The 26,165-nt window shown below is 69.2% G+C and carries 30 protein-coding genes and 1 riboswitch; of the genes, 19 read left to right on the top strand and 11 right to left on the bottom strand.

Features of this window, described 5'->3' with window-relative positions; translation table 11 throughout:
- Nucleotides 1–208: 208 nt before the first annotated feature.
- A complete protein-coding gene (thiD, locus tag KUD94_RS06030; RefSeq protein WP_218238885.1) occupies nt 209–1,063 on the top strand; it encodes a bifunctional hydroxymethylpyrimidine kinase/phosphomethylpyrimidine kinase in 855 nt (284 codons plus the stop codon).
- 44 nt (nt 1,064–1,107) lie between these two features.
- Here the strand turns inward: thiD and KUD94_RS06025 are convergent, their stop codons facing one another.
- The 6 genes from KUD94_RS06025 to hemC form a co-directional block, all read right to left on the bottom strand.
- Nucleotides 1,108–2,430, bottom strand: coding sequence for a cytosine permease (locus KUD94_RS06025; RefSeq protein ID WP_370625889.1), 1,323 nt, complete (start codon nt 2,428–2,430; stop codon nt 1,108–1,110).
- Between the two features lie 65 nt (nt 2,431–2,495).
- A riboswitch (TPP riboswitch) is annotated at nt 2,496–2,588 on the bottom strand.
- A gap of 28 nt (nt 2,589–2,616) precedes the next feature.
- On the bottom strand, nt 2,617–2,946 hold the full coding sequence (gene fdxA / locus KUD94_RS06020) for a ferredoxin FdxA (protein ID WP_146913587.1): 330 nt from the start codon (nt 2,944–2,946) through the stop codon (nt 2,617–2,619).
- A 112-nt stretch (nt 2,947–3,058) separates the two neighbouring features.
- Nucleotides 3,059–4,324, bottom strand: coding sequence for a heme biosynthesis protein HemY (locus KUD94_RS06015; protein ID WP_218238883.1), 1,266 nt, complete (start codon nt 4,322–4,324; stop codon nt 3,059–3,061).
- A 12-nt stretch (nt 4,325–4,336) separates the two neighbouring features.
- Nucleotides 4,337–5,422, bottom strand: coding sequence for a uroporphyrinogen-III C-methyltransferase (locus tag KUD94_RS06010; protein WP_218238882.1), 1,086 nt, complete (start codon nt 5,420–5,422; stop codon nt 4,337–4,339).
- A complete protein-coding gene (locus tag KUD94_RS06005) occupies nt 5,412–6,233 on the bottom strand; it encodes a uroporphyrinogen-III synthase (protein WP_218238881.1) in 822 nt (273 codons plus the stop codon). The genes KUD94_RS06010 and KUD94_RS06005 overlap by 11 nt, the downstream gene beginning before the upstream one ends.
- On the bottom strand, nt 6,226–7,164 hold the full coding sequence (gene hemC / locus KUD94_RS06000; protein WP_218238880.1) for a hydroxymethylbilane synthase: 939 nt from the start codon (nt 7,162–7,164) through the stop codon (nt 6,226–6,228). Before hemC ends, KUD94_RS06005 begins: the two co-directional genes overlap by 8 nt.
- A gap of 117 nt (nt 7,165–7,281) precedes the next feature.
- Here hemC and ppc point away from each other — a divergent pair, with 117 nt between their 5' ends.
- Genes ppc through KUD94_RS05985 form a run of 3 tightly spaced genes read left to right on the top strand, consistent with a single transcriptional unit; the run spans nt 7,282 to nt 11,502 of the window.
- A complete protein-coding gene (gene ppc, locus KUD94_RS05995; RefSeq protein WP_218238879.1) occupies nt 7,282–10,119 on the top strand; it encodes a phosphoenolpyruvate carboxylase in 2,838 nt (945 codons plus the stop codon).
- Between the two features lie 37 nt (nt 10,120–10,156).
- The gene (locus KUD94_RS05990; protein WP_255569123.1) at nt 10,157–10,945 is read left to right on the top strand and encodes a hypothetical protein; all 789 of its coding nucleotides are present in this window, start codon (nt 10,157–10,159) and stop codon (nt 10,943–10,945) included.
- Entirely contained in the window at nt 10,942–11,502 is a 561-nt protein-coding gene (locus KUD94_RS05985) for a FlgO family outer membrane protein (protein WP_218238878.1), read from the top strand. The genes KUD94_RS05990 and KUD94_RS05985 overlap by 4 nt, the downstream gene beginning before the upstream one ends.
- A gap of 100 nt (nt 11,503–11,602) precedes the next feature.
- Here KUD94_RS05985 and flhC read toward each other — a convergent pair whose 3' ends face one another.
- A complete protein-coding gene (flhC, locus tag KUD94_RS05980; protein ID WP_218238877.1) occupies nt 11,603–12,142 on the bottom strand; it encodes a flagellar transcriptional regulator FlhC in 540 nt (179 codons plus the stop codon).
- A gap of 15 nt (nt 12,143–12,157) precedes the next feature.
- Nucleotides 12,158–12,487: a flagellar transcriptional regulator FlhD gene (gene flhD / locus KUD94_RS05975; RefSeq protein ID WP_218238876.1), complete on the bottom strand. Its 330-nt coding sequence runs from the start codon at nt 12,485–12,487 to the stop codon at nt 12,158–12,160.
- Between the two features lie 275 nt (nt 12,488–12,762).
- Here flhD and hisC point away from each other — a divergent pair, with 275 nt between their 5' ends.
- The 4 genes from hisC to hisA all read left to right on the top strand — a co-directional run bounded on the left by hisC (nt 12,763) and on the right by hisA (nt 16,063).
- Nucleotides 12,763–13,893, top strand: coding sequence for a histidinol-phosphate transaminase (gene hisC, locus KUD94_RS05970; RefSeq protein ID WP_218238875.1), 1,131 nt, complete (start codon nt 12,763–12,765; stop codon nt 13,891–13,893).
- Complete coding sequence (gene hisB, locus KUD94_RS05965; protein WP_218238874.1) at nt 13,890–14,513, top strand: imidazoleglycerol-phosphate dehydratase HisB; 624 nt, start codon at nt 13,890–13,892, stop codon at nt 14,511–14,513. Before hisC ends, hisB begins: the two co-directional genes overlap by 4 nt.
- 50 nt (nt 14,514–14,563) lie before the next feature.
- Nucleotides 14,564–15,232, top strand: coding sequence for an imidazole glycerol phosphate synthase subunit HisH (hisH, locus tag KUD94_RS05960; RefSeq protein ID WP_218238873.1), 669 nt, complete (start codon nt 14,564–14,566; stop codon nt 15,230–15,232).
- Between the two features lie 87 nt (nt 15,233–15,319).
- On the top strand, nt 15,320–16,063 hold the full coding sequence (hisA, locus tag KUD94_RS05955) for a 1-(5-phosphoribosyl)-5-[(5-phosphoribosylamino)methylideneamino]imidazole-4-carboxamide isomerase (RefSeq protein ID WP_218238872.1): 744 nt from the start codon (nt 15,320–15,322) through the stop codon (nt 16,061–16,063).
- 17 nt (nt 16,064–16,080) lie between these two features.
- Here the strand turns inward: hisA and KUD94_RS05950 are convergent, their stop codons facing one another.
- Nucleotides 16,081–17,427 carry an HD-GYP domain-containing protein gene (locus KUD94_RS05950; protein WP_218238871.1) on the bottom strand — a complete coding sequence of 449 codons (1,347 nt, stop codon included), beginning with the start codon at nt 17,425–17,427 and terminating at the stop codon, nt 16,081–16,083.
- 116 nt (nt 17,428–17,543) lie between these two features.
- Between KUD94_RS05950 and hisF the strand changes: the two genes are divergently transcribed.
- The 9 genes from hisF to tatC all read left to right on the top strand — a co-directional run bounded on the left by hisF (nt 17,544) and on the right by tatC (nt 22,694).
- Nucleotides 17,544–18,323 (top strand): imidazole glycerol phosphate synthase subunit HisF, encoded by a 780-nt coding sequence (gene hisF / locus KUD94_RS05945; RefSeq protein WP_218238870.1) that lies wholly within the window; start codon nt 17,544–17,546, stop codon nt 18,321–18,323.
- A gap of 80 nt (nt 18,324–18,403) precedes the next feature.
- Nucleotides 18,404–18,814, top strand: coding sequence for a phosphoribosyl-AMP cyclohydrolase (gene hisI, locus KUD94_RS05940; protein ID WP_218238869.1), 411 nt, complete (start codon nt 18,404–18,406; stop codon nt 18,812–18,814).
- Complete coding sequence (locus KUD94_RS05935) at nt 18,811–19,194, top strand: phosphoribosyl-ATP diphosphatase (RefSeq protein ID WP_218238868.1); 384 nt, start codon at nt 18,811–18,813, stop codon at nt 19,192–19,194. Before hisI ends, KUD94_RS05935 begins: the two co-directional genes overlap by 4 nt.
- Entirely contained in the window at nt 19,191–19,577 is a 387-nt protein-coding gene (locus KUD94_RS05930) for a hypothetical protein (protein WP_218238867.1), read from the top strand. Before KUD94_RS05935 ends, KUD94_RS05930 begins: the two co-directional genes overlap by 4 nt.
- On the top strand, nt 19,570–20,595 hold the full coding sequence (locus KUD94_RS05925; protein WP_218238866.1) for a patatin-like phospholipase family protein: 1,026 nt from the start codon (nt 19,570–19,572) through the stop codon (nt 20,593–20,595). Before KUD94_RS05930 ends, KUD94_RS05925 begins: the two co-directional genes overlap by 8 nt.
- Nucleotides 20,596–20,627: 32 nt before the next feature.
- Nucleotides 20,628–20,987, top strand: a complete 360-nt coding sequence (locus tag KUD94_RS05920) for a histidine triad nucleotide-binding protein (RefSeq protein ID WP_218238865.1) — start codon at nt 20,628–20,630, stop codon at nt 20,985–20,987.
- Between the two features lie 74 nt (nt 20,988–21,061).
- Nucleotides 21,062–21,307, top strand: coding sequence for a Sec-independent protein translocase subunit TatA (gene tatA / locus KUD94_RS05915; protein ID WP_218238864.1), 246 nt, complete (start codon nt 21,062–21,064; stop codon nt 21,305–21,307).
- 20 nt (nt 21,308–21,327) lie between these two features.
- Nucleotides 21,328–21,813 carry a Sec-independent protein translocase protein TatB gene (tatB, locus tag KUD94_RS05910; RefSeq protein ID WP_218238863.1) on the top strand — a complete coding sequence of 162 codons (486 nt, stop codon included), beginning with the start codon at nt 21,328–21,330 and terminating at the stop codon, nt 21,811–21,813.
- 74 nt (nt 21,814–21,887) lie between these two features.
- Entirely contained in the window at nt 21,888–22,694 is an 807-nt protein-coding gene (gene tatC / locus KUD94_RS05905; protein WP_218238862.1) for a twin-arginine translocase subunit TatC, read from the top strand.
- Between the two features lie 4 nt (nt 22,695–22,698).
- Here the strand turns inward: tatC and KUD94_RS05900 are convergent, their stop codons facing one another.
- Nucleotides 22,699–23,841: a trypsin-like peptidase domain-containing protein gene (locus KUD94_RS05900; protein ID WP_218238861.1), complete on the bottom strand. Its 1,143-nt coding sequence runs from the start codon at nt 23,839–23,841 to the stop codon at nt 22,699–22,701.
- Between the two features lie 61 nt (nt 23,842–23,902).
- Here KUD94_RS05900 and KUD94_RS05895 point away from each other — a divergent pair, with 61 nt between their 5' ends.
- Together KUD94_RS05895 and pdxA are read left to right on the top strand one after the other, a co-directional pair.
- Nucleotides 23,903–24,655, top strand: coding sequence for a Nif3-like dinuclear metal center hexameric protein (locus tag KUD94_RS05895; RefSeq protein ID WP_218238860.1), 753 nt, complete (start codon nt 23,903–23,905; stop codon nt 24,653–24,655).
- Nucleotides 24,656–24,680: 25 nt separating this feature from the next.
- Complete coding sequence (gene pdxA / locus KUD94_RS05890; protein ID WP_218238859.1) at nt 24,681–25,715, top strand: 4-hydroxythreonine-4-phosphate dehydrogenase PdxA; 1,035 nt, start codon at nt 24,681–24,683, stop codon at nt 25,713–25,715.
- Nucleotides 25,716–25,738: 23 nt separating this feature from the next.
- Here the strand turns inward: pdxA and mscL are convergent, their stop codons facing one another.
- Entirely contained in the window at nt 25,739–26,161 is a 423-nt protein-coding gene (gene mscL / locus KUD94_RS05885) for a large conductance mechanosensitive channel protein MscL (protein ID WP_304516295.1), read from the bottom strand.
- Nucleotides 26,162–26,165 lie beyond the last annotated feature (4 nt).

The following is a 26,165-nucleotide window of genomic DNA, read 5'->3' as shown; positions in this document are numbered from 1 at the left end:
CCCGTGAACCAGACGCGGCGCCGCGAACATTGCGCCCGCAGACGGGGCGGGCACAGGGCGATCGCAGGCCGCGCGCAGCGGGGTTCTTCCGGGCCGCGGCGCCCTGGGCTGCGGGGGCACTGCCTGGTCCGCGATGGCCGATACCAGCACGGGCGCTCGTGCGCAGCGCGCTGGGGTCGCCGGCGGGCTTGCCCGATAATTTGCCGCCATGACGCAAGCTGCACCCATCCCCGCCGCGCCGCGCTATGTGCGCGTGCTCTCCATCGCTGGTTCGGACAGCGGCGGCGGCGCCGGCATCCAGGCCGACCTCAAGACCTTCAGCGCGCTGGGCTGCTACGGCATGACCGCGATCACCGCGATCACCGCGCAAAACACCCAGGGCGTGCGCGCCATCCATCCAGTGCCGGCGAGCATGGTGCGCGAACAGATCGACGCGGTGGTGCAGGACATCGGCGTGGATGCGGTCAAGATCGGCATGCTGGCCACGCCCGAGCTGGTGCGCGTCGTGGCCGAGGCCGTCCGCCGCCATGGCCTGCGCCGCGTGGTGCTGGACCCGGTGATGGTGGCCACCAGCGGCGACCGCCTGATCGCGCGCGAGACGGTGCAGGCGCTGGTGAACGAGCTGTTTGCGCTGGCGGACGTCGTCACGCCCAACCTCGACGAGGCGGCGCTGCTGCTCGGTCGGGGCATCGACGGCGTGGGCGCGCTCTCGGGGGCGGCGCAGGCGCTGCGCGCGCTCGGCGCGCCGGCGGTGCTGCTCAAGGGCGGGCACCTGCCGGGCGACTGGGTGGTCGACGTGCTGGCCATGGCCGACGGCGCCGAAGAGCGGCTGGAGTCCGCCCGCATCGCCACGCACAACGGCCATGGCACCGGCTGCACGCTGTCCTCGGCGATTGCCGCCTTCCTGGCCCAGGGCGAGCCGCTGGCGCAGGCGGTGCGCCATGCGCGCAGCTACATCCTGGGGGCGATCACCGCGGGTGCCCAGGTGCGCACCGGCCAGGGGCATGGGCCGCTGAACCACGGCTACGCGCCGCTGCCCCAGCACATCGTGCAGACTAGCTGATTGATAGCTGCCAGCGCTGGCAGAGAAACGATTTGAAGTAGTTTTCATATCGGAACTGTTGACTGATGCGCGCTGGCAGCTATCGTTTTGGTTGATCTCCGGGTCGCCAGGGCGAGCACGAAGCACAGCAGCAGCGTGGGCAGCGCCGAGCCGCCCAGCGCCGGCAGCAGGTGCGGCGCCGCGTGGTAGAAGGCAATGCCGACAAGCCAGATCAGCGTCGCGCCCCAGTGCACCGCACGCGCCTGGGCCAGCAGCGCGCCCGCCGGCACGCCGAAAGCCAGGCGGCCCAGAATCACGCCAAACAGCGGCACGAAGACCGAGCTGAGCGTCAGCAAAAAGGGCTCCAGGCTGTGCATGGGCAGCAGCAGCGCAAAGCCGGTGCAGGCCAGCGCCATCACCACGCCCCAGCGGCGGATGCTCCAGCGCGGCTGCAGGCTGTGCAGCGACACCGAGCCGGAATAGGCGTCGCCGTAGGCGTTGTCGATCTCGTCGATCAGGATCAGCGACAGCGCGATCAGGCCGCCCTGGGCGAGCAGCAGCGCGGTCACCAGGTTTTCGCTCGGCAGCACCAGCGCCACCAGCACGCCCAGGCCATAGCACCAGATGTTGGCGATCGCATAGCCCAGCCAGGTGCCGTGCAGCGCGCTGCGCCCGCTCCTGCCGTGGCGCGCGTAGTCGGCCACCAGCGGCAGCCAGGACACCGGCATGGCAATCACCAGGTCGATGGCCGACAGCGCACCCATGCTGCCGTCGCCGCTGCGCTGCCACAGCGCCGCCAGCCCCTGGGTCTGGGCCATGCTGGAAAACTGCCAGCTCAGCCACAACAGCGACAACACCACCAGTGGCAGCGCGATGCGCGCAATCAGCTTGCGCACCAGCGCCACCATGGAGCCGCTGATGAGCAGCAGCACCACGGCGCCCCAGGCCAGCGTGGCGAGCAGCGGCCCCTGGCTGCTGGTGAGCATGCCTGCCTGGCGACCTATGGCGACGGTGGCGTCGCGCATCACCACGAGCTCAAACGCGCCCCAGCCCAGCAGTTGCACGATGTTGAGCACGATGGGCAGGCTGGCAAAGCGCCGGCCATAGACCACATGCATCAAGCCGGCGCTGGCCAGGCCGCTGTCGCAGCCGAGCTTGCCCACCCAGCCCAGCAGCCCCGCGCCGATGAGCGAGCCGACGACGATGGCCGCCAGCGCCTCGCGCGTGCTCAGAGCCGGCATCAGGTAGGCGCCCACCTGCATCACCAGCAGGCCTACGCCCAGGCTGAACCAGAGCGAGGCGTGGTCGCGCCAGCCAAAGGCGCGTGCACCGCTGTCCAGCGGTGTCAGGGCTTCATTGTGTGCCGCGTGGGCGGGTGGTGTGCTCACTTGCATGCTCCTTGTGCGTGCGCGCGGGCAGCCGCACAAGAAAGCAGTGGCGAAGAATTCGCAGCCGTGTCGTGAGCGTGCTTCCCTGCGCGAGGATGATCTCAATCAGGTTCAAAGGGACTGTCTCAGCCGATCGCTCGGCACCCCCAGCAGCGGCCGATTGTAGGCCAGTGGCGCAGCGCGCCGTCAGCGCTCCAGGTATTTGAGCTTTTCGCGCACGCCGTTCCATTCGTCGGCGTCGGGCATGGGTTCGTGGCGCCGCGCCAGGGTCTTCCAGCCCGGTGCGTTGGTCAGTTCGGCGTTGAGCGCGATGAAGTGCTGCTCATCGGCCGGTACGTCTTCTTCCGCAAAGATGGCATTGGCCGGGCACTCGGGCACGCAGACGGCGCAGTCTATGCACTCGTCCGGGTTGATCACGAGCATGTTGGGCCCTTCGACGAAGCAGTCGACGGGGCAAACGTCCACACAGTCGGTGTATTTGCACTTGATGCAGTTGTCAGAGACGACGTGGGTCATGGCACTACCAGCAAGAGGGAACGAAACGACGTTTTGATTCTAGGGGGCGCTGGTCGGAGCTCGGCTCAGGCCGCCCCTATCAGCGCAATGGAAAAAGGGTGAAGCACAGCGCTCAGCGCGACTGCGCGGCGCGCTTCCAGGCCTGGGCTGCGCCAGGCGCATCACCACGGCGCTCGGCCAGTTCGGCCAGTTGGCACCAGGCGCGTGCGCGCAGGCCGGCGTCGCTGGCGCTCTGGCTCGCGTCGCTGTAGAGCTGCTCGGCCTTGCCCCAGAGCTGCATGCGCCGGCAGGCGCCGGCCGCAAGGTATTGCAGCGCGGGGTCGCGCGGCTGGCTGCGCTGGCGCGCCTCGATCAGGCCGAGCCAGTGGCTGTCCATGCCTTCCAGGCTCGCCTCCAGCGCCAGCGCCAGCTTGTGGCGCTGGTGTTCTTGCAGCGTGTCGTACTGCTCCCAGGCGGGCAGCAGCCACTGGCGCGCCTGCGCGGCGCTGCCGCCGAGCTGCAGATGGCGCCGGGCCGCGTGGATGGCCACTTCAGGCATGGTGCGCTCCTGCGGCTCCAGCGCTTGCCAGGCGCTGTGCAACTGGCTGTCGTCGCGGGTTTCGTCCAGCAGCGCCACCGCCAGCGTGCGCACCAGCGTGGACGCAACTTCAGGCGAGAAGGCGCGGTGCTTGGCCAGCAGTCGGGCGGTTTCCAGCGCGTCGCGCGTGCGCCCGGCCAGGCGCGCCGCCTTGAGCCGGGTGCGCAGCGCCAGCGTGCGCCGCGACGCGCCCTGGGGCAGGGCGGCCAGGCGCTCGAGCGCTCCTTCGGCGTCGCGCTCGTCGAGCAGCCAGCGCGCAGAGCGCAGTTGCACGCCTTCGCGCAGCTCCTGCCCGGCGCTGTCGGGGTGTTCGCCCAGCGCCTCCAGCGCCAGCGCCAAGTGCTCGCTGCGGCCGCTGCGGTCTTGCAGCGCGTGCGAGCTCTCGGCCGCCACCACGTGCGCCAGCGTGCGCAGCTGGCCGCCGTGCGGGGGCGGTTTGTCGGCGCCGGCCAGCGCCTGCTGCTGGGCCAGCGCCGCCTGCGCCGCCTTGCGCGCGCGCACGAAGCGCCCCGCCAGCAGCTGGGCGATGGCGTCGAGCATCGCGCCGTGCATCGCGCGCTCTTTCTGCTGCTGGCGCCAGCGCCGTGCCTGGCGCGGCAGCTCGCGCAGCGCGGACAGACCGTGCAGCGCGCCGTAGATCAGCAAGATGGCGGCAAACAGCAGCACCAGCACCAGATTCAGCGACAGGTCTATGCGCCACGGCGGCCAGAACACGGTGACCGTGCCCTGGTTGTTGCCCGCAAATACCGCGACCGCGACGGCCGCGCCAAACAGTGCCAGAAACCACAGTGCCGCGCGCATGCCTGCCCCCGCTCAGCGCCCGGCCGCCGCAGTAGCGAGCGCGGAGTAGGTGTCGACGGGCCGCGGGATCTGGGTGTCGTGCAGGTTGTCCTGCAGCTGCTGCAGCGCGGCAAGAAAGCCTTGGCTGCGCCGTCCGTTCGGATCGAAATAGCGCGCGAAGCCGCGCTGCGCCGCGGCCAGCTCGGTGCGCGCATTGTCCAGGCGGCGCGCAAGAATGCTCAGGCGCGCATTGGCCAGTTGCAGCTTCAGGTTCTGGCGCAGGAACCAGGCCTGCTCGGGCGCGAGCAGCACCGCATCGGGCCGGTCCACGCGGCTGACGCGCACCAGGCTCAGCGCCTGGTCGCGCACGCCGCTCCACAGGGTCTGCAGCGCCGCCTGCCAGGCGGGCAGGGCGCTCGCGCCGTCGCTGCCGGTGCGGGCGGCGGGGCGTGCCGGGCGCATGTCGCTGGCCAGCGCCACGTCGTTGCTCAGCGCGAGTTCGTCGACCTGGCGCGCCAGATTGTCCAGGCGCCCGAGCAGCCCCGCGGTGTCGGTGACCTTGGCGCGTTCCAGGGTTTCGGTGTCCTGCTCCAGCGCGCGCAGCACCGGTGCCAGGCGCGGCTGGGCGGCGCGCTCTACCCGCTGGTGGGCGTTTTTCATCGCCACGACCAGAGGCTGCAGGCTGCCGGTGAGCTCGGCCTGCTGCTGCGCCAGCGCGATGCTTGCCTGCACGTCGGCGATCAGGTTCTCGTCGCGGGTGCGCGACAGGCTTTGCGTGAGCTCTTCGAGCTGGCTGCGCTGCAGCGCGACTTCGGCCACGCGCGATTCCATCACGCTCATGCGGGCGCTGGCCTCGCGCGCCTGGTCCTGGGCCTCACGCGCCAGGGTGCGTGCCTCGGTGGCCTGGGCGCCGGCGTCGGCGCTCTGGCGCGCCAGCTGCTCCTGGATGTTGGACAGCCGCTGCCAGAGCATGACCGACATGGCCAGCGCCGCCAGCGCCACGATGGCCAGCACGGCGGTGAGCAGCGCGCCGCTGCGCGCGGGCGCTGCGGCTGCGGGGGCGTGCGGCGGCACGGGCACCGCGTCGCCGGCGGCAAGGGAAGGGTGCTCAGTGCTCATGCCAGGATTTTATCGACGCCGCCACATCGGCCAGCGCGGGGCGGCAGTCGCGCACCTGGCCAAAGCCCGCGCGGCGTGCCGCCTGGGCAATGCGCGGGTGCGTGGCCAGGGCGCGCGCGCCGCTCCAGTCCTGGCCCGCAGGCAGCGGCGGCAGATGGCCCAGCGCCTCGCTGCTGCTGAACAGCCACAGCGAGCCGTCGCGGGCGGCGGCGCGCACCAGGGCCTGCGCGCCCTCGTCCAGGGGCGGCGCGCAGCGCTCGTAGCTCGCGATCCGGTCGACCTGCGCGCCGGCCGCAGCCAGCCGCTGCGCCAGCCAGTCGCGCCCCTGGCCCTGGGCGCAGTGCGGCTCGCTGGTGCCGCGCACGATGAGCACGCGCGCGCCCGGGCCGATCTGCGGCGCTACCTGCTGCCACAGCGCCTCGGAGTCGAACTGCAGCGCCTGTTCGTCTGGCCCGTCGATCAGCGCGGCCGGCACGCCACAGGCCCGCAGCGCACGCACCGTGCCGGGGCCGGGCGCCCAATACCTTGTTTTGATAGCTGCTTGCGCATGTGCAGCAAGCGTTTGAGCCGAATTTGATTCAAAAAAATGGCGCACTGCGTTGCCGCTGACAAACATCAGCGCCTGGTAGTCGCGCCAGCGCTCGCGCGCCGCTTGCAAGCCCTGGCGCAGCGCCGGCGCGCTCAGCGGGCGAATCGCCAGCAGCGGCAGCGCAAGGGCCGCAACGCCCAGCTCTTGCAATGCGGCAACCCAGCGTTCGGCGTCGGGCGCCGCGCGCGTGACGATGGTGCGCCGCGGCCAGCTTTCAGGCATCGCGTTCGACCACGGCGCCGCGCGCCTGCAACTGGGCCGCCACGGCCAGGCCCAGCGCATCGGCCTGCGCCTGCGTGGTGATGCTCGCGCTGCCCTCGGCGCGCACCAGCGGCTGATCGCCCGCAAGCGCGCCCCAGGCGGCCTGCAGTTGCAAGCTCTGGTCCTGCCAGCGCGCGTGCGCCGCCAGCGGCATGGAGCAGCTGCCGCCCATGGCGCGGCTGACCGCGCGCTCGGCCGTCACCGCCAGCCAGGTGCGCTCGTCGGCCAGCGGCGCCAGCGCGGCCAGCAGCTCGCTGCGCGCGCTGCGCACCTCGATGGCCAGCGCGCCCTGGCCGGCTGCGGGCAGCATCTCGGACGGCTCGAAGATGGCGCGGATGCGCCCGCCCAGGCCCAGGCGCTTGAGGCCTGCGGCCGCGAGCACGATGGCCGCGTACTGGCCTTCGTCGAGCTTGCGCAGCCGCGTGTTGACGTTGCCGCGCAGCGGCTCGATGCGCAGGTCGGGGCGCAGCGCATGCAGCAACACCTGACGGCGCAGGCTGGAGGTGCCGACCACCGCGCCCGGCGGCAGCTCCTGCAGGCTGGCGTGCCGGGGCGAGACGAAGGCGTCGCGCGGGTCTTCGCGCGCCATCACGCAAGCGAGCGCAAAGCCGGGCGGCAAGTCCATGGGCACGTCCTTGAGCGAATGCACCGCCAGGTCGGCGCGGCCTTCTTCGAGCGCGACTTCCAGCTCCTTGATGAACAAGCCCTTGCCGCCGACCTTGGAGAGGCTGCGGTCCAGGATCTGGTCGCCGCGCGTGGTCATGCCCAGCAGCCGCACCGCATGGCCGCGCGCCTGCAGCAGGGCTTGCACATGCCGCGCCTGCCACAGCGCGAGCTGGCTTTCGCGCGTGGCGATGGTCAGGGACAGGGGGGTTGCATTGCTTGCCGTCATGCCGCCATTGTGTCGCAGTGCGCGCCCAGCGCCGGCATGTCGCCAAGGCGACCCAAGGCGTTTACACTTCACGCATGCTGCAATGCAACATATGCATAACCCTGACCGAGGCCTTCGATGAACCCACCCGCTGAAACCCGTCGCAGCGCGCCCGCGCAGCGCAAGGACAAGGACGCCCCGCTGATTGCCGACATCCGCCTGCTCGGGCGCATTCTGGGCGACGTGATCCGCGAGCAGGAGGGCGCGGGCGTGTTCGAGCTGGTCGAGCAGATCCGCCAGCTCTCGGTGGCCTTTCGCCGCGACGACGACCAGCGGGCGGACCATGCGCTCAAGCGCCTGCTCAAGTCGCTCAGCGGGGACGAGACGGTCAAGGTGATACGCGCCTTCACCTATTTCAGCCACCTGGCCAACCTGGCTGAAGACCGGCACCACATCCGTCGCCGCCAGATCCACGAGCGCGCGGGCAGCAGCCAGGAGGGCGGCATCGACGTGGCACTGGCGCGGCTGCGCTGGGCCGGCATTGCGGCGCAGACCGTGGCGGCGACCCTGGCGGACAGCTACGTGGTGCCTGTGCTCACCGCACACCCGACCGAGGTGCAGCGCAAAAGCATCCTCGACGCCGAGCGCGAAATTGCCGCGCTGCTGGCCGCGCGCGACGACATCAGCGCGCGCGCCCAGCTCTACAACAGCGCGCGCGACATCCTCACCCCGCGCGCGCTCGCGGCCAACGAAGCCGGGCTGCGCGCGCGCGTGGCGCAGCTGTGGCAGACGCGGCTGCTGCGCGTCTCGCGCCTGACCGTGGCCGACGAGATCGAAAACGCGCTGTCCTATTACGAATCGACCTTCATCGGCGAAATCCCCAAGATCTATGCAGACCTTGAGCAGCAACTGGGCGACAGCGGCCCGGTGGCGAGCTTTCTGCGCATGGGCCAGTGGATTGGGGGCGATCGTGACGGCAACCCCAACGTGGGCGCCGACACGCTCAGGCTGGCGCTGCGCCGCCAGGCCGAGGTGGCGCTGCGCCACTATCTTGGCGAGGTGCATGCGCTGGGGCGCGAGCTGTCGCTGTCGGCGCGGCTGGTGCAGGTGTCGCCCGCGCTGCAGGCGCTGGCCGAGGCTTCGGGCGACCTGAGCGAGCACCGCAGCGACGAGCCCTACCGGCGCGCGCTCAGCGGCATCTACGCACGCCTGGCCGCGACCTGCACGGCGCTGAGCGGCGCGCCCGCGGCGCATGTGCCGGTGGCGGCGCTGGCCGCCTACGACAGCGCCGAGGCCTTCCTGGCCGACCTGCGCGTGATCGAGGATTCGCTGCTTTCGCACAAGGGCGCGGCCCAGGCGGCCGAGCGCCTGCATGCGCTGGCGCGCGCGGTGCAGGTCTTCGGTTTTCACCTGGCGACGGTGGACTTGCGCCAGAGCTCCGACCAGCACGAGCGCGTGCTGGCCGAGCTGCTGGCCGTGGCGCGGCTAGAGCCCGACTACGCCGCCCTGGACGAGGGCGAGCGCCAGCGCCTGCTGCTGCGCCTGCTGTGCGACGCGCGGCCGCTGCGCGTGCTCGGGGCCGACTACAGCGCCCACACCCGCGGCGAGCTGGCCATCTTCGAGACCGCCCGCGCCCTGCGCCAGCGCTGCGGGCGCGAGGCCATACGCCACTACATCATCAGCCACACCGAGACCGTGAGCGACTTGCTGGAGGTGCTGCTGCTGCAAAAGGAAACCGGCCTGCTGCACGGCACGCTCGATGGCGAATGCAGCGCAGAGCTGATCGTCTCGCCGCTGTTTGAAACCATAGAAGACCTGCGCAACGCCGCGCCCATCATGCGCGCCTACTACGCGCTGCCCGGCATCGCGGCCATGGTGCGCGCCAGCGGCGCCGAGCAAGACATCATGCTGGGCTACAGCGACAGCAACAAGGACGGCGGCATCTTCACCAGCAACTGGGAGCTGTACCGCGCCGAGATTGCCCTGGTGCAACTGTTCGACGAGCTCAACGCCGCGCTGCCCGGGCAGGGCATCCGCATGCGCATGTTCCACGGGCGCGGCGGCACCGTCGGCCGCGGCGGCGGCCCCAGCTACCAGGCCATCCTGGCGCAGCCGCCGGGCACGGTGCGCGGGCAGATCCGCCTGACCGAGCAGGGCGAGGTCATCGCCAGCAAATACGCCAACCCCGAGATCGGCCGGCGCAACCTGGAAACCCTGGTGGCCGCCACGCTCGAGGCCACGCTGCTGCAGCCTACCAAGCCCGCGACCAAGGCCTTTTTGCAGGCCGCGGCAGAGCTGTCCGAATCCAGCATGGCCGCCTACCGCGCGCTGGTTTACGACACGCCGGGCTTTGCCGACTACTTCTTCAGCGCCACGCCGATCCGCGAGATCGCCGAGCTCAACATCGGCTCGCGCCCGGCCTCGCGCAAGGCCGGCCAGCGCATCGAAGACCTGCGCGCCATTCCCTGGGGCTTCAGTTGGGGCCAGTGCCGCCTGACCCTGCCGGGCTGGTACGGCTTTGGCAGCGCGGTGCAGGCCTTCGTGAACGCGCCGGGCACGGACGAGAAGGCGCGCTGGGCGCTGCTGCGCCGGATGGTGCGCCAGTGGCCCTTCTTCAGCGCGCTGCTGTCCAACATGGACATGGTGCTGGCCAAGAGCGACCTGGCCCTGGCCAAGCGCTACAGCGAACTGGTCACCGACGCGCGCCTGAGAAAGCGCGTGTTTCTGGCGATCGAGCAGGAATGGCAGCGCACCATGGACGCGCTCAGCCGCATCACCGGCGAGCGCGAGCGCCTGGCGCACAACAGCGCGCTGGCGCGCTCCATCCGCCACCGCTTTCCCTACATCGACCCGCTGCACCATCTGCAGGTCGAGCTGATCCGCCGCTGGCGCGCCGAGCCCGGCAACGAGCGCGTGCGCACCGGCATCCAGTTGTGCATCAACGGCATTGCCGCGGGCTTGCGCAACACCGGCTGATGCGCCCGGGCGCAGGGCGCGGTCGCGCGGACAGGCGGTGAAACGGCCGCGTTTTGCGCCGATCGCCGCGCTGCTTGCCGCCTACCATCTGCGCATGCGCCCCTTTGCCCCCCGCTTGCGTCTTGCCGCCGCGCTGCTGGCCCTGGCCGTCGTGGCGGGCTGCTCTACCCTGGACGTGCCGCGTGCCGACAACTACCCGGTCAGCGGGCAGAAGAAGGCGCGCGCGCTGCACCATTGGGACGTGCTGGCCCAGGACGTGGCGCGGCGCCTGGCCGAAAAGATTGCCACCTGGCCGCCCGGTGAGCACCCGATCGAGGTCGGCGCCGCCGGCGCATCGAGTTTCAACCAGAGCTTCGTCAAGCTGCTGCGCGTGCACCTGCTGGAGCAGGGCGTGGCCTTGTCGGATGGGCCCGCGGCGGTGCGGCTCGAGGTGCAGACCCAGGTGGTGCAGCACGGCTCGACGGACCAGCTCAATTCCCCCGTGGCCTTGCCGCTGACCACGCTGGGCTCGGGCGTGGGCGTGCTCTACGACTGGCAGACGCATTACAGCGACCGCCATCTGCTGCCCGGCGTGGCCACCGGCGTGGGCTTGGGCTTGGGGCTGGTGCTGGACCTGGCGCGCTACCACACGCAAGGCGCGGCCGCCGGCGGGCCGACGCGCACCGAGGTGCTGGTGAGCACCTGGCTCAAGAGCGGCGGACAAGTGCTGGCCGGCTCGGCCGACATGTACTACATCGAACGCGCCGACGCGCCGCTGTACCTGGACGAAGCGCCGCCCCTGCCGCCCGCGCCCGCGGCCAAGGTCTGGAAGGTGGTGAACCCATGAGGCGGCGCATCGCCCTGGCCGGCGTGGCCGCGTACGCACTGAGCGCGGCGGGCTGCGCCGCCTACTACTACGGCGACCCGGTGGTGGGCCCGGGGCGCGGCGCTGCGCCGAGCGGCGCTGGCACGCTGGTGCAAGCCAACCAGGCGGCGGTGGACGCGCTCTTGCAGGCCGCGCCGCTGCAGCCGGGCGAGACGGTGCTGGTAGCGAGCCTGGTCAGCGTGGACCGGCTGGGCGAATCCTCGCGCCTGGGCCGCATCTGCTCCGAACAGATCGCCGGGCGCCTGGTGCAGCGCGGCGTGCCGGTGGTGGAAGTGCGCCTGCGCGAGCAACTGGCGCTGCAACCCGCCCAGGGTGAGCTGCTGCTCTCGCGCGAGCTGCAGGCCGTAAGCCAGGCCCATGCGGCGCGCGCGGTGCTCGTGGGCACCTACGCGGTGTCGGCCCGGCAGGTGTACATCAGCCTCAAACTGGTGCGCCCCGAGGGCAATCTGGTGGTTGCGGCGCAGGACTACGCGCTGCCGATGAGCGCCGACATCCAGACGCTGCTGGCCGGCCGCTGAGGCGCAAGCGCCCTGCTTTTGTCGAATTTGCTATTGAAAGAGTAGCTGCCAGAGCTTGCCAGTATTGCGCTGGAGCTACTTTTCATTCAAAAGTCAAAACTCAGTGCAGCTTGAGCGCCTTCTTGCTCTTGCTCTTGCCCGCGCGTGCCGGCGGGTTGCACAGGCCGCAGGTGTAGTGGCGGCTTTCGTACAGGTCGCTGACGAACTGGCCCTTGCACTGGCTGCACGCGGTGCGCGTGAGCATGCCGGCGTCGACGAACTTGACCAGCCGCCAGGCGCGGGTGAAGGACAGCAGCGGCTCGATCTCGGCCGCCTGCACCTGTTCGTTGTACAGGCGATAGGCCTTGGTCAGCAGCTCTACCGCGTCCAGGTCCACGCCCTTGGAGAGGTATTCGTAGATGTTCAGGAACAGCGAGCTGTGGATGTTCTCCTGCCAGGTGAGAAACCAGTCGGTGGAAAACGGCAGTTGCCCCTTGGAGGGCGAGCGCCCGGCCACTTCCTTGTACAGGCGGATCAGGCGCTCGTAAGAGAGCGTGGTTTCCGATTCGAGCACCTGCATGCGCGCGCCCATTTCGATGAGCATGGCGGCGCGCTCGATCTGGCGCGATTCGTTCAGTACGCTTTTGGGGGCGGTGGCCATGGCGGGGGGCTCCTGTCAGATCACTTCGGCAATGCGGCTGGCCATCAGGATGTTGGCGTGCAGCGTGTTGGTCGCCTCGCTCGCGACCTTGGTCGGGGTGTTGTGGTTGGTCAGCAGGCTCCAGACCAGCTCGTCGTCCACGCGGAAGCTGCACAGCAGGGTGTTGCGCGAGGCGAGCTTGAGCACCTGCGCGGTGGACAAGGTGACCAGGATGTCGGCGGCTTCTTCGCTCAGGCCCAGGCGGAACACCGCTTCGGCCTTGTCGCGGCGAATCAGGTTCTGCGCCAGCATCAGATAGGTGAGGTTGGCTTCGCGGATTTCGGACAGCAACTGTTCGTCGGTCATGGTGCATTCCTTTCAGGGCGGGATCTGCGCGATCCCTTGAAATGCATTGTGAAAGTGGGGCAAAAGAAAAATAAGTCGGCATCCGGAGCGACAGCGCGTTGGGTGCAGGGCGCGGGCCTTGTAGGAAGTTGCCTGACACAGGCGTACATGCAAGCGCGATAAGCAGGGCATGGGCGGGTCTGTTCTTCCCGTTGCGCTGGGTAGGCCGACGCCGGGCGCACGGGATGCCGGCGCGCCCCGGTGCGCCATTCAAACGCGTGTAAATTCGCGCCCTGATGACTACACCCGCCCAGACGATCTCCGCCGCGCCCGCTGCTGCCGGCGCTCCTCCTCTTGCGCGCATTCGCGCCGACGTGCGCGCCATGCACGCCTATGCGGTGCAACCGGCGCAAGGCCTGCTCAAGCTCGACGCGATGGAAAACCCGCACCGCCTGCCGCCAGAGCTGCAGGCGCAACTGGGCGAGCGGCTGGGCCGGGTGGCGGTCAACCGCTACCCTGGCGAGCAGCTCGCGCAGTTGCGCGAGGCGCTGCTGCGCCACGCCGGCCCGCCGCCTGGCTGGTCGCTGATGCTGGGCAATGGCTCGGACGAGCTCATCACCCTGCTGGTGCTGGCCTGCGCCGTGCCCGGCGCCTCGGTGCTGGCGCCCGAGCCGGGCTTCGTGATGTACGCGCTGAGCGCGCGGCTGCAAGGCCTGGGCTACCACGGCGTGCCGCTGCGCGCGGACTTTTCGCTCGACGAGGCGGCGCTGGCGCAGGCGATAGAGCGCGAGCGCCCGGCGCTGCTCTTTCTGGCCTACCCGAACAACCCCACGGGCACGCTGTGGGATGCGCCGGCGCTTGCGCGCATCATCGCCGCTCAGGGCGCGCATGGCGGCCTGGTGGTGATGGACGAGGCCTACCAGCCCTTTGCCGCGGGCAGCTGGATCGAGCAGGTGCGTGCGCGCCCCGAGGCGCACCGGCATGTGCTGGTGCTGCGCACGCTGAGCAAGTTCGGCCTGGCGGGCATACGTCTGGGCTATCTGATGGGCGACGCGGCGCTGATCGCCGAGATCGACAAGGTGCGCCCGCCCTACAACGTGAGCGTGCTCAATGCCGAATGCGCGCTGTTCGCGCTCGAGCACGAGGCGGTGTTCGCCGCCCAGGCGCAAGACATCCGTGCCCAGCGCGCGCGCCTGATCGAGGCGCTGGCGCAAATGCCCGGCGTGCAGGCCTACCCGAGCGAGGCCAACATGATCCTGGTGCGCGTGCCCGACGCCGCGCGCGCCTTCGAGGGCATGCGCAGCAAAGGGGTGCTGGTGAAGAACGTTTCTACAATGCACCCGCTGCTTGCCAACTGCCTGCGTCTGACGGTGGGCACAGCCGAAGAAAATTCCGCCATGTTGCAAACGCTCAGTGCATCGCTATGACGTCCTCCGCCCTAGTCACCGCCGCCCCTGCCGACCGCATCGCCGAGGTCAGCCGCAGCACCGCCGAAACCCGCATCCGCGTGCGCGTCAATCTGGACGGCAGCGGTCAGGCGCAGCTCAACACCGGCATAGGCTTCTTCGACCACATGCTCGAACAGATCGCGCGCCACGGCCTGATCGACCTGGAAGTGCGCTGCGACGGCGACCTGCACATCGACGGCCATCACAGCGTGGAGGACGTGGGCATCTCGCTGGGCCAGGCGCTGGCGCGCGCGATCGGCGACAAGAAGGGCCTGCGCCGCTATGGCCATGCCTACGTGCCGCTGGACGAGGCGCTCTCGCGCGTGGTGGTGGACCTCTCGGGCCGCCCCGGCCTGCATCTGCACATTCCCTTCACCGCGGCGATGATCGGCGGCTTTGACACGCAGCTGGTGCACGAGTTTTTCCAGGGCTTCGTGAACCACGCAGGCGTCACGGTGCACATCGACAACCTCAAGGGCGTCAATGCACACCACCAGTGCGAGAGCGTGTTCAAGGCCTTTGCCCGCGCGCTGCGCGCCGCCGTCGAACCCGACCCGCGCAGCGCGGGCGTGATCCCGTCGACCAAGGGTGCGCTCTGAGTTTCAAGCAAAAACGGCCTGAAACGCTTGTCTGACAAGCGCTAGCAGCTATGCAAACAAGAGCAAAAACCCTTGCCGTGATCGACTATGGCATGGGCAATCTGCGCTCGGTCGCGCAGGCCGTGCGGGCCGTGGCCGAGGGCGAAGGCTGGACGGTGCTGGTCACGAGCGAGCCCGAGGCGGTGCGCGCCGCCGAGCGCGTGGTGCTGCCCGGCCAGGGCGCCATGCCCGACTGCATGCGGGCGCTGGCCGCGGGCGGCCTGCACGAGGCGGTGCGCGAGGCCGCAGCCAGCAAGCCGCTGATGGGCGTGTGCATAGGCATGCAGATGCTGCTCACGCACAGCGCCGAGGGCAGCGTGGCCGGCCTTGATCTGATCCCCGGCCAGGTGCTGCGCCTGGAAGTGGCCGGGCAGCGCCAGGGCGACGGCAGCCGCTGCAAGGTGCCGCACATGGGCTGGAACCGCGTGCGCCAGCAGCACCACGGCGCGCGCGCGCACCCGATGTGGCAGGGCGTGCCCGACGAGAGCTGGTTCTACTTCGTGCACAGCTACCACGCGCGCCCGCTTGATCCAGATCATTGCGCGGCCACGGTGCACTACGCCAGTGTCTTTGCCTGCGCGCTGGCACGTGATAATCTTTTTGCCACCCAGTTTCATCCGGAGAAAAGCGCGGCCCACGGGCTGCAGCTGTATCGCAACTTCCTGCATTGGAAACCTTGAGGGGTTCGGGCGCGGGGCGCGTCGGCGCAGCAGCGTCCGAGCCCCTTGCCTGACCCGGGTTCAAGGTTCAACGACCAACGTCTTCCCATGTTGCTCATCCCTGCCATCGATCTCAAGGACGGTCATTGCGTGCGCCTCAAGCAAGGCGACATGAAACAAGCCACCACCTTCGGCGAGGACCCCGCCGCCATGGCGCAGCGCTGGCTCGAGGCCGGCGCGCGGCGCCTGCATCTGGTGGACTTGAACGGCGCGTTTGCCGGCCAGCCCAAGAACCGCGCGGCGATCAAGGCCATCCTCAAGGCCGTGGGCAGCGAGATTCCGGTGCAGCTGGGCGGCGGCATTCGCGACCTGGACACGATAGAGCTGTACCTGGATGCGGGCCTGGAATACGTGATCATCGGCACCGCTGCGGTGAAGAACCCGGGTTTCCTGCAGGACGCCTGCAGCGCCTTTGGCGGCCACGTCATGGTCGGCCTGGACGCCAAGGACGGCAAGGTGGCCACCGACGGCTGGAGCAAGCTCACCGGCCACGAGGTGATCGACCTGGCGCGCAAGTTCGAGGACTGGGGCGTGGAGTCCATCGTCTACACCGACATCGGGCGCGACGGCATGCTCAGCGGCATCAACGTCGAAGCCACGGTGCGCCTGGCCCAGGCGCTGAGCATCCCGGTGATCGCTTCGGGCGGGCTGGCCGGCATGGCCGACATCGAGGCGCTGTGCGCCGTCGAAGCCGAGGGCGTGCAAGGCGTGATCTGCGGGCGCGCAATTTATTCCGGCGACCTGGATTTCAGCGCTGCCCAGGAACGCGCCGACGAACTTGCCCAGCCCTGAAGCGGCGCGCCGCCGGTTCAGGCGCTGGCGCCCCCCGCGCCGTCGAGCGCCGCGCACCACTGCTGCACTGCAGCTTCGCCGGCAGAGCCGGCGGATTCGGCCAGCGGCCAGCGCGTGCCGCTGGTGTGGGCGATGGAGCGCAACTGCCACAGCGCTTCGCGCACCAGAAACAGCATCTCCTTGAGCCCCTGGGCGTCGTCCTGCAGCAGGGCGATCAGCTCCTCTTGCTGGTCGGGGTGGCAGCCGGCGTCGTACAGGCTTCTGTGCAGCGCATGCAGACGCTGGGCCACATAGGCCTGGGGGCTGCCCGGCGCATCGGCCACGCCTGCCTCTAGCAGACCGGCGTGCAACTGCTCCCACAGCGCCATGGCCTGGCTGATCTGCGCGGCCGCTTCGCGCACCTGCGCCAGGTCTTCGGGTTCGCCGCGCTGGATGTTGCTCGCCTGCAGCAGGGGCAGCAGCAGCGCGGTGAACTCGGCGGGGAACTTGGCGTGGCCCAGGCGCAGCGTAAGCGACAGGCGCACCGCCGCGCCATCGCTGGCGTATTTTTCAAAAAAGGCCGCGACCACTTCGGCCAGCAGCAGCAGCTGGCCCATGGCCGAGATCTGCGCGCCCTGCAGGCCGCGCGGGTAGCCGCTGCCGTCCATGCGCTCGTGGTGCTCGAGGATGGCCACGCCCAGCGAGCGCGGATAGACCTCGCAAGCGCTGACCAGCCGCGCGCTGGCCAGGGGGTGGCGCATCAGCTCGCTGCGCTCGGCGCCGCTCACCGGGCGTGAGCCGTCGAGCCAGACCGGGTCCATCAGCAGCGTACCCAGATCGTGCAGCAGGCCGGCGGTGGCGGCGTTGGTGCATTCGCCACGCGTCCAGTTGGCGCGGATCGCGAAATACGCCGCCACCAGCGCCACATGCACCGCATGCGCAAAGTGTGCCGGATGCTGCTCGCGCAGCACGCTGAGCATGAAGGCAAGCTGCGGCGGCAGCACCATCGCCTGCAGCGGGGCGAGCAGCGCACTTGCGGCCACGCCTTCGCTGCCGTCCTGGGTGAGCAGCTCCAGCAGCGGCTCGCGCTGGCAGAGTTCACGGGCAAATTCCACCAGCGACGCGGGGCTGAGCAGCCCGTCCATGGTCAGCAGCTCTTCCAGCGGCTGGCGCAGCTCGTGCTGCATCAGGCGGCGGTAGTTGTCCGCGCCGATCTGCACGCCGGCCTCCACCAGCTTCAGGCCCGAGCTGGAGAACACCGCCTTGGCCGTGCGCACGCTGCGGTGCTCGCACACCGCCAGAATCGCGCGTTGGTAGTGCGTCGGCTCCCAGGCCTGCTCGTCGGAGGGCGCGGGTGAATCGGCGGGCGTGGCGCTCGTAACCATCGGCAGCGGCAAAATCGGGGCTCGGGAAGTCTTGAATATACCCAGCGCAGCGCGCGTTTTCGTGCTCTGCGGCGCTGCGTGGTATCTTGTGCTTCCGGCTTTTTTGCGGACTTTTCATGCTTGCCAAACGCATCATTCCCTGCCTGGACGTGACCGGCGGCCGTGTGGTCAAAGGCGTCAACTTCGTGCAGCTGCGCGACGCGGGCGACCCGGTGGAGATCGCCGCGCGCTACAACGAACAGGGCGCCGACGAGCTCACCTTCCTGGACATCACCGCCACCAGCGACGAGCGCGACCTGATCCTGCCGATCATCGAAGCCGTGGCCAGCCAGGTCTTCATTCCGCTCACCGTGGGCGGCGGCGTGCGCTCGGTGGCGGACGTGCGCCGCCTGCTCAACGCCGGGGCGGACAAGGTGAGTTTCAACTCCGCGGCCATCTCCAATCCCGAGGTGATTGCCGACGCCTCGGCGCACTACGGCGCGCAGTGCATCGTCGTCGCCATAGACGCCAAGCGCCGCCAGGGCGAGGACCTGGCCGCGCGCGGCGAAGGCTGGGACGTCTACAGCCACGGCGGGCGGCGCAACACGGGGCTGGATGCGGTTCAGTGGGCGCTGGCGATGCAGCAGCGCGGCGCTGGCGAGATCCTGCTCACCAGCATGGACCGCGACGGCACGCGCTCGGGCTTTGACCTGGAGCTCACGCGTGCGGTGAGCGAGGCGGTGACACTGCCGGTGATCGCCTCCGGCGGCGTGGGCAGCCTGCAGCACCTGGCCGACGGCGTGAGCCTCGGCGCGGCCGACGCGGTGCTGGCCGCCAGCATCTTCCACTACGGCGAATTCACCGTGCGCCAGGCCAAGGAATACATGCAGGCCCAGGGCATCACGGTGCGCCTGTGATTTGCGTTGTTTTGAATGAAATCGGCCTGTAACGCTTGCTGGACAAGCGCTGACAGCTCACTTTTTCGAGGATCTTGACCATGTCTGACACCGCTGGCGACACCGACTGGCTCGCGCAGTTGCGCTGGGATGCGCAGGGGCTGCTGCCCGCCATCGCCCAGGAGGCGGGCAGCGGCGACGTGCTCATGCTCGCCTGGATGAACCGCGAGGCGCTGGCGCAGACGGCGGCTTCGGGCCGGGCGGTGTATTTCAGCCGCTCGCGCGGGCGGCTGTGGCACAAGGGCGAAGAGTCCGGCCATGTGCAGCAGGTGCACGAGATCCGCGTCGATTGCGACCGCGACGTGGTCTTGCTCAAGGTCACCCAGACCGGCCACACGCCGGGCATTGCCTGTCATACCGGGCGCCACAGCTGCTTTTTCAGCGTGCTCAAGGAGGGCGCCTGGCAGGCGGTAGACCCGGTCTTGAAAGACCCCGAACACATCTACAAATGAAAACCGTGACCAGCACCGATGCCCTGGCGCAGCTTGCCGCCGTGATCGAAAGCCGCAAGCCCGCGCGCGGGGGCGACCCCGCCACCAGCTATGTCGCGCGCCTGCTGGCCAAGGGGCCGGACGCCTTCCTCAAGAAAGTGGGCGAAGAGGCGACCGAGGTGGTCATGGCCGCCAAGGACGTCGAGCACGGGGCGGACGCGGCCAAGCTGGTCTATGAAATGGCCGACTTGTGGTTTCACTGCATGGTGGCGCTGGCGCACTTCGGCCTGCAGCCGGCCGATGTGCTCGCCGAGCTGCAGCGCCGTGAAGGCATGAGCGGGCTGGAAGAAAAAGCGCTGCGCAAGATGGGCGAGCGCCAGGCACAGGAGCAACATTCATGAACGAAGACATCATCGACGTGGACGGCGACGCGCGCGCCGAATCGCTCAAGACCATTGGCTGGGTCAGCTACCTGCTGCACCTGGCCGTGGCGATTGCCGCGGTGGTGCCGGGCGCCCAGCCGAGCGCGGCGCTGTTGATCGTGGCGCTGGTGATCGACCTGGTCAAAAAGAGCGACGCGGCCGGCACCTGGCAGGCCAGCCATTTCTCCTGGCGCATACGCAGCGTGGTCTGGGCCGGCGTGCTGTACGTGGTCACCGCGCCGCTGTGGTTCTTTTTCATCTTGCCGGGCTGGATAGCCTGGGGGCTGATCTCGCTGTGGTTCCTCTACCGCATCGTGCGCGGCATGGTCAGCATGAACGAAGGGCGGGCGGTGCATGCCTGAGCCCAAACTGCGCTTGGCGCTGAACCTGGCGCTGCAAGGCGGCGGGTCGCACGGCGCCTTTACCTGGGGCGTGCTGGATGCGCTGCTGGAAGACGGGCGCTTTGCGCTCGACGGCATCAGCGGCACCAGCGCCGGCGCGATGAACGCGGTGGCCGTGGCCCAGGGCTTTGCACTGGCCGCAAGCCAGAGCAAGGACCGCGAGGAAATCCACCGCCAGGGCTGCGCACTGGCGCGCGAGACCCTGCGCACGCTGTGGGAGGGCGTGGGCAGGCTCGGCGCCATGCTCTGGGGCGTGCCGCTGCCGGGCAACCCGCTGGTGGGCATGATGTCGCAGTGGTTCTCGCCCTACCAGACCAATCCGCTCGATATCAACCCCTTGCGCAAGCTGCTGCGCGAGACCGTGGACTTTGCCCTGCTGCACGCCGAGCACGCTCAGGTGCCCAAGGTCTTCGTCTGCGCCACCAACGTGCGCACCGGCCGCGGCGAGATTTTTTCCGGCGAGCAGCTCAGCATCGAGTCGGTCATGGCGTCGGCCTGCCTGCCGATGATGTTCCAGGCCGTCAAGGTAGGCGAAGACCATTACTGGGACGGCGGTTATTCGGGCAACCCGGCGCTGTACCCGCTGATCTACCACACCGACAGCTCCGACGTGCTGCTGGTGCAGATCAATCCGGTGCAGCACCTCGCGATTCCCGAGAACGCCAGCGACATCGTCGACCGGATCAACGAAGTCACCTTCAACGCCAGCCTGCTGGCCGAGTTGCGCGCCATCGCCTTCGTGCGCCGCCTGCTGCGCGAGGGCAAGCTCGACCCGGCGCGCTACAAGGACGTGCGCGTGCACCGCATCGACGGCGGCGAGGTGCTCGCCCCCTTCGGCGCGGCCAGCAAGTCGCGCGCCGATACGCTCTTTTTGCGCCAGTTGTTCCAGCTCGGGCGCGAGGAGGGCAAGCGCTGGCTGCATGCCCACCACCACGACGTCGGGGTGCGCTGCAGCGTCGAATCGGCCGACGACGTCTGATCGGCCACACCCGCCCACGGAGCACACCCGCCATGCACCACGACCCCGACTGCCTGTTTTGCAAGATCATCGAAGGCAAGATTCCCTCGCACAAGGTCCACGAGGACGAGCTCGTCTACGCCTTCAAGGACATCCACCCCTGGGCGCCGATCCACTTCCTGATCGTGCCCAAGGAACACATCGCCTCGATGGAACAGGCCGGGCCGGAGCACGCCCGGCTGCTGTCGCACATGCTGCTGCTTGGCCCGCGGCTGGCGCGCGAGCAAGGCAGCAATCCCTATCCGGACGGGGGCTACCGGCTGCAGATCAATACCGGCACCGAAGGCGGCCAGGAGGTCTACCACCTGCACATGCACGTGGTGGCCGGCGCGCGGCCCTGGCTCAAGCCCTGATCGCCCGCCTGCCCGCACCGGGGCGCTGTCCTGCCTTGCCCTAAAATGACCGGTTCCACTCAGGAGGTTTTTCAATGGGTTCGTTTTCCATCTGGCACTGGCTCATCGTGCTGCTCATCGTGGTCATGGTGTTCGGTACCAAGAAGCTCAAGAACATCGGCTCCGACCTCGGCGGCGCCGTCAAGGGCTTCAAGGACGGCATGAAGGAAGGCAGCTCGAGCGACGAGGCCAACGCGAACGCCGCCCCCCCGGGGCAGGTGACCAATGCCGCATCCGCCGACAAGACAACGATCGACGTCGAAGCCAAGCAAAAGAGCTGAAGCACGGGCAGTGATTTCCCATGCTTGACATCGGCCTGTCCAAAATGGCGCTGGTGGGCGTGGTGGCGCTGGTCGTCATCGGCCCCGAGAAGCTGCCGCGCGTGGCGCGCACCGTGGGCGCGCTGCTGGGCAAGGCGCAGCGCTACGTGGCCGACGTCAAGGCCGAGGTCAACCGTTCCATGGAGCTCGATGAGCTGCGCAAGATGAAGAGCTCGGTGGAAAACGCCGCGCGCGACGTCGAGCAAAGCATCCAGACCAGCGCGAGCGCGTTCGAGAAAGACTGGAAGGACGCGGTCGGCGACCTGGCCGACAGCCGCGACGACCCCCTGCCCGACGACCCTGCGGCGCTTGCGCGCTACGTGCCGCCTTACCAGCGCCCGGACAAGCACTGGCGTGCCCGGCGCGGCGCGATACCGCAGTGGTACAAGGCGCGCAGCCGCATGCGCACGCACGTGCAGTCGGGCGCGGCCCGGGTGGCGCGCTTTCGACCCAGGCAATCCCGTTGAACCCCTTGCGCCGGCCCGCCGCCGCGCGACACGCCGACGCGCCGGGTCTGCCCGGGCGCCGGACACCCTAGCTTATGGCCCAGACCCCAGACCCCGAAGACGAACTTGCCGGCAGCGAGCAGCCCTTTGTCGAGCACCTGATGGAGCTGCGCAACCGGCTGGTCAAGGCGGTGCTGGCCGTCGGCGTGGTGGCGGGCGTGCTTTTTCTCTACCCCGGGCCCGGCCCGCTGTACGACTTCCTGGCGGCGCCGCTGGTGGCGCACCTGCCCCAGGGCGCGACGATGATCGCGACCTCGGTGATCTCGCCCTTCATGGTGCCGCTCAAGATCCTCTTGATGACGGCCTTCCTGATTGCGCTGCCGGTGGTGCTCTACCAGCTCTGGGCCTTCGTTGCCCCCGGTCTGTATTCGCACGAGAAGAAGACCGTGCTGCCGCTGGTGGTGTCGAGCACCATCTTGTTCTTCCTGGGCGTGGCTTTTTGCTACTACTTCGTGTTCGGGCGGGTGTTTGCCTTCATCCAGAGCTTTGCGCCCAAGAGCATCACCGCAGCGCCCGACATCGAGGCCTACCTCGGCTTCGTGCTCACCATGTTTCTCGCCTTCGGCGTGACCTTCGAAGTGCCGATCGCTGTCGTGGTACTGGTGCGGCTGGGCGTGATCAGCGTGGAAAAGCTCAAGCACGGGCGCGGCTACTTCATCGTCGGCTCGTTCATCATTGCCGCCATCATCACGCCGCCCGACGTGGTCTCGCAGCTCGCGCTGGCGATTCCCATGTGTCTGCTCTATGAAGTCGGCATCTGGGCCGCGCAGGTCTTTGCCCGCAGCAAGCCCGAAGCGCAGCCCGCCGAGCAGGGCGGTGGTTCTTCATCGGAGCCGGGATGAACCGCTAGCGCCGGCGCTGGCTGGGGCGCACGCTGGGCACGAGCGCCAGTTGCAACTGCTTGTCGCCGCGCTGGACCGCAAAGTCCGCGCTGACCGCCGGCGTGAGCGCGGCCACCGCCGAGAGCAATTGCCGCACCGTGCGCACCGGCTTGCCCTGCACCTGCAGCACCACGTCGCCGGGCAGCATGCCGCCCTGGGCTGCCGGCCCGTTGTGCAGTACGCCGGTGATGATCACGCCTTCGCTCGCGCGCACGCCAAAGACCTGCGCGAGCTCGGGCGAGAGTGTGCTCGGCTCCACGCCGATCCAGCCGCGCGTGACGCGCCCCTCGCGCACGATGCTCTCGAGCACGTAGCGCGCCGTGGCCACCGGAATGGCAAAGCCTATGCCCAGGCTGCCGCCGTCGCGCGAATAGATCGCGGTGTTGATGCCCATGAGGTTGCCGTTGACGTCCACCAGCGCGCCGCCGGAATTGCCGGGGTTGATCGCCGCGTCGGTCTGGATGAAGTTCTCGAAGGTGTTGATGCCCAGCTCGCTGCGCTCCAGCGCCGAGACGATGCCGCTGGTGACCGTCTGCCCCATGCCGAAGGGGTTGCCTATGGCCAGCACGCGGTCGCCCACGGCAAGGTGGCTGGAGTCGCCCAGCACGATCACGGGCAGCTTGTCCAGGCTGATCTTCAGGATCGCCAGGTCGGTTTCAGGGTCGGTGCCTATCACCTGGGCGCTGGCGTGGCGGCTGTCGGCCAGCGCCACCTCGATCTCGTCGGCGCCTTCCACCACGTGGTTGTTGGTCAGGATGTAGCCGTCGGGGCTGACGATGACGCCGCTGCCCAGGCCGCTTTGCGAGCGCGGCCCCTGTTCACCGAAGAAAAAGCGAAACCACGGGTCGTTGTTGCGCGGGTCGCGCACCGCCTTGCTGGTGGTGATGCTGACCACGGCGGGCGAGGCCTTGCGTGCGGCCGGGCTGAAGCTGCCCGGCGCGGCCTCCTGCCCCGTGCTCGCCTGACCCGGCGCTTCATACAGCGTGATGCCGGCCGGCGTGCGCAGCGTGGCGCGCCCCAGCCAGCCCGGCTGCAGGGTCGCCACGACGAACCACAGCGCCAGGGCGACGGTGACGGCCTGGGTAAAAACGAGCCACAAACGTTTCATGGGAGGCAAGGAGGCGGACGGTGCTGCATTGTCGCGTGTTTGTGCGGGCACAATCGTGCCCATGAGCATCCCGCGAGAAGATCTGCTGGCGCGCTTTGACGCGCTGCTCACGCCCGAGCGCTTCAAGGACTACGGCCCCAATGGCCTGCAGGTGCAGGGCAAGGCCAGCATTGCGCGCATCGTCAGCGGCGTGACCGCCAGCCGCGCACTGGTCGACGCCGCGATCGCTGCCGGCGCCGATGCGCTCTTCGTGCACCACGGCCTGTTCTGGCGCGGCCAGGACGGGCGCGTCGTCGGCTGGATGAAGGAGCGGCTGCAGCGCCTGCTGGCGCACGACATCAACCTGTTTGCCTACCACCTGCCGCTGGATGCCCACCCCGAGCTGGGCAACAACGCGCAGCTTGGCCAGCGCCTGGGCTGGGTGGCGGACGGCCATTTCGGCGAGCAAGACCTGGGATTCGTCGGTTCGGCCGACTATGCCGATGCGGGCGCGCTGGCGGCGCAATTGCGCGCGCTGCTGCAGCGCCCGGTGCTGGTAACCGGCGCCGAGCAGCCGCGCCCGATACGGCGCATCGCCTGGTGCACGGGCGGCGCCCAAGGCTATTTCGAAGCCGCGATTGCCGCCGGGGCGGACGCTTTCGTGACCGGTGAGATCTCCGAGCCGCAGACCCACCTGGCGCGGGAGACGGGCGTCGTCTTCATTGCCGCCGGCCACCATGCGACCGAGCGCTACGGCGCGCCTGCGCTCGCCGGCCATGTGGCGGCGCAGCTCGGTCTGGAGCACCGCTTCATCGACATCGACAACCCGGCCTGAAGCCGTGGCTCAGCGAGCACAGCGCATGCTTCCCATCGCCATCACCCAAGGGGACCCGGCCGGCATAGGCCCGGAGATCGTCGCCAAGGCCTTTCGCGATGCGCCCGAGGCGCTGCAGGGCTGCTTTGCGGTGGGCGATCTCGCCACCTTGCGCCGCGCCGCCGCCTGCATCCTGCGCCCGGGCGAGCCGCCGCTGCCGGTGGCGCGGCTGCAGTCGCTGGACGAGGTGGCCGCGCTGCCGCCGCGCTGCCTGCCGGTCTGGCAGCTCGATCATCTGCACGGGCCGGCGGCCTTTGGCCAGGTGAGCGCGGCTGCGGGCAGCGACGCGGCGGCCTGCGTGGACTGGGCGGCGCGCGCGGCCTTGCGCGGCGAGCTCGCGGCGCTCGTGACCGCGCCGCTGCACAAGGAGGCGCTGTCGCTGGCCGGCATCCCCTATCCGGGGCATACCGAGCTGCTGCAGGCGCTGGCGGCCGAGCATGCGGGCGTGCCTCTGGGCGAGATGCCGGTGCGCATGATGCTGGCCAACGAAGAGCTGCGCACGGTGCTCGTCAGCATTCACGTCGCGCTGCGCGAGGCCATCGCCGCAGTCACCGAGGCCCGCGTACTGCAAACCCTGCAGATCACGCATGCGGCGCTGTCGGCCAGTCTGGGCCGTGCGCCGCGCATTGCGGTGGCCGGGCTGAACCCGCACGCGGGCGAAGGCGGCTTGTTCGGGCGCGAGGAAGTCGAGCAGATTGCGCCCGCCGTGGCGCAGGCGCGCGCGCTGGGGCTTGATGTGCACGGGCCGTTTGCGCCCGACACCGTCTTCATGCGTGCGCGCAATGCGCCGGACCATGCTGGCGAGTTCGACGTGGTGGTCGCGATGTACCACGACCAGGGACTGATCCCGGTGAAATACCTCGGCGTGGAGCAGGGCGTGAACGTGACCCTGGGCCTGCCACTGGTGCGCACCAGCCCGGACCACGGCACTGCCTTCGACATCGCCGGCCAGGGCAGCGCCAACGCCACCAGCCTGATCGAGGCCGTGCGCATGGCCAGGGCGCTGGCCGGAGGTGCCTGAGGTCGCCTGCAGCTGGCTGCGGGTCAGCCTTTTTTCAGGCTGTCGCGGATTTCACGCAGCAGCACGATGTCCTCGGGCGGCGCTGCCGGCTGCTCAGGCTCGGGAGGGGCTTCCTTCTTCAGGCGATTGATCTGCTTGACCATCATGAAAATGATGAAGGCCAGGATGATGAAGTTGACCAGGATGGTGATGAAGTTGCCGTAAGCGAAGACCGCGCCGCCTTTTTTTGCTTCTTCCAGCGTCAAGCCCGCAGCCTGACCGGCGAGCGGGATGTAGTAGTTGGAAAAATCCAGCCCGCCGGTGGCCTTGCCGACCACCGGCATGATCAGGTCTCCGACGATGGAATCGACGATCTTGCTGAAGGCCGCGCCGATGATCACGCCGACGGCCAGGTCGATGGCATTGCCCTTGACGGCGAATTCCTTGAACTCCTGCAACATGCCCATGGGT

It is taken from the genome of Comamonas sp. NLF-1-9, from assembly GCF_019195435.1.
Taxonomy (GTDB): Bacteria; Pseudomonadota; Gammaproteobacteria; order Burkholderiales; family Burkholderiaceae_C; genus Comamonas_C.
Note: the sequence above shows the minus strand (reverse complement) of the source record. Positions and strands in the feature narration are given on the sequence as shown.

Coding starts and splice junctions, on each gene's coding strand:
- thiD (WP_218238885.1), top strand. CDS start 209: ATGACGCAAGCTGCACCCATCCCCGCCGCGCCGCGCTATGTGCGCGTG.
- fdxA (WP_146913587.1), bottom strand. CDS start 2,946: ATGACCCACGTCGTCTCTGACAACTGCATCAAGTGCAAATACACCGAC.
- KUD94_RS06015 (WP_218238883.1), bottom strand. CDS start 4,324: ATGCGCGCGGCACTGTGGTTTCTGGCACTGTTTGGCGCGGCCGTCGCG.
- KUD94_RS06010 (WP_218238882.1), bottom strand. CDS start 5,422: ATGAGCACTGAGCACCCTTCCCTTGCCGCCGGCGACGCGGTGCCCGTG.
- KUD94_RS06005 (WP_218238881.1), bottom strand. CDS start 6,233: ATGCCTGAAAGCTGGCCGCGGCGCACCATCGTCACGCGCGCGGCGCCC.
- hemC (WP_218238880.1), bottom strand. CDS start 7,164: ATGACGGCAAGCAATGCAACCCCCCTGTCCCTGACCATCGCCACGCGC.
- ppc (WP_218238879.1), top strand. CDS start 7,282: ATGAACCCACCCGCTGAAACCCGTCGCAGCGCGCCCGCGCAGCGCAAG.
- KUD94_RS05985 (WP_218238878.1), top strand. CDS start 10,942: ATGAGGCGGCGCATCGCCCTGGCCGGCGTGGCCGCGTACGCACTGAGC.
- flhC (WP_218238877.1), bottom strand. CDS start 12,142: ATGGCCACCGCCCCCAAAAGCGTACTGAACGAATCGCGCCAGATCGAG.
- flhD (WP_218238876.1), bottom strand. CDS start 12,487: ATGACCGACGAACAGTTGCTGTCCGAAATCCGCGAAGCCAACCTCACC.
- hisC (WP_218238875.1), top strand. CDS start 12,763: ATGACTACACCCGCCCAGACGATCTCCGCCGCGCCCGCTGCTGCCGGC.
- hisB (WP_218238874.1), top strand. CDS start 13,890: ATGACGTCCTCCGCCCTAGTCACCGCCGCCCCTGCCGACCGCATCGCC.
- hisH (WP_218238873.1), top strand. CDS start 14,564: ATGCAAACAAGAGCAAAAACCCTTGCCGTGATCGACTATGGCATGGGC.
- hisA (WP_218238872.1), top strand. CDS start 15,320: ATGTTGCTCATCCCTGCCATCGATCTCAAGGACGGTCATTGCGTGCGC.
- KUD94_RS05950 (WP_218238871.1), bottom strand. CDS start 17,427: ATGGTTACGAGCGCCACGCCCGCCGATTCACCCGCGCCCTCCGACGAG.
- hisF (WP_218238870.1), top strand. CDS start 17,544: ATGCTTGCCAAACGCATCATTCCCTGCCTGGACGTGACCGGCGGCCGT.
- hisI (WP_218238869.1), top strand. CDS start 18,404: ATGTCTGACACCGCTGGCGACACCGACTGGCTCGCGCAGTTGCGCTGG.
- KUD94_RS05935 (WP_218238868.1), top strand. CDS start 18,811: ATGAAAACCGTGACCAGCACCGATGCCCTGGCGCAGCTTGCCGCCGTG.
- KUD94_RS05930 (WP_218238867.1), top strand. CDS start 19,191: ATGAACGAAGACATCATCGACGTGGACGGCGACGCGCGCGCCGAATCG.
- KUD94_RS05925 (WP_218238866.1), top strand. CDS start 19,570: ATGCCTGAGCCCAAACTGCGCTTGGCGCTGAACCTGGCGCTGCAAGGC.
- KUD94_RS05920 (WP_218238865.1), top strand. CDS start 20,628: ATGCACCACGACCCCGACTGCCTGTTTTGCAAGATCATCGAAGGCAAG.
- tatA (WP_218238864.1), top strand. CDS start 21,062: ATGGGTTCGTTTTCCATCTGGCACTGGCTCATCGTGCTGCTCATCGTG.
- tatB (WP_218238863.1), top strand. CDS start 21,328: ATGCTTGACATCGGCCTGTCCAAAATGGCGCTGGTGGGCGTGGTGGCG.
- tatC (WP_218238862.1), top strand. CDS start 21,888: ATGGCCCAGACCCCAGACCCCGAAGACGAACTTGCCGGCAGCGAGCAG.
- KUD94_RS05900 (WP_218238861.1), bottom strand. CDS start 23,841: ATGAAACGTTTGTGGCTCGTTTTTACCCAGGCCGTCACCGTCGCCCTG.
- KUD94_RS05895 (WP_218238860.1), top strand. CDS start 23,903: ATGAGCATCCCGCGAGAAGATCTGCTGGCGCGCTTTGACGCGCTGCTC.
- pdxA (WP_218238859.1), top strand. CDS start 24,681: ATGCTTCCCATCGCCATCACCCAAGGGGACCCGGCCGGCATAGGCCCG.
- mscL (WP_304516295.1), bottom strand. CDS start 26,161: ATGGGCATGTTGCAGGAGTTCAAGGAATTCGCCGTCAAGGGCAATGCC.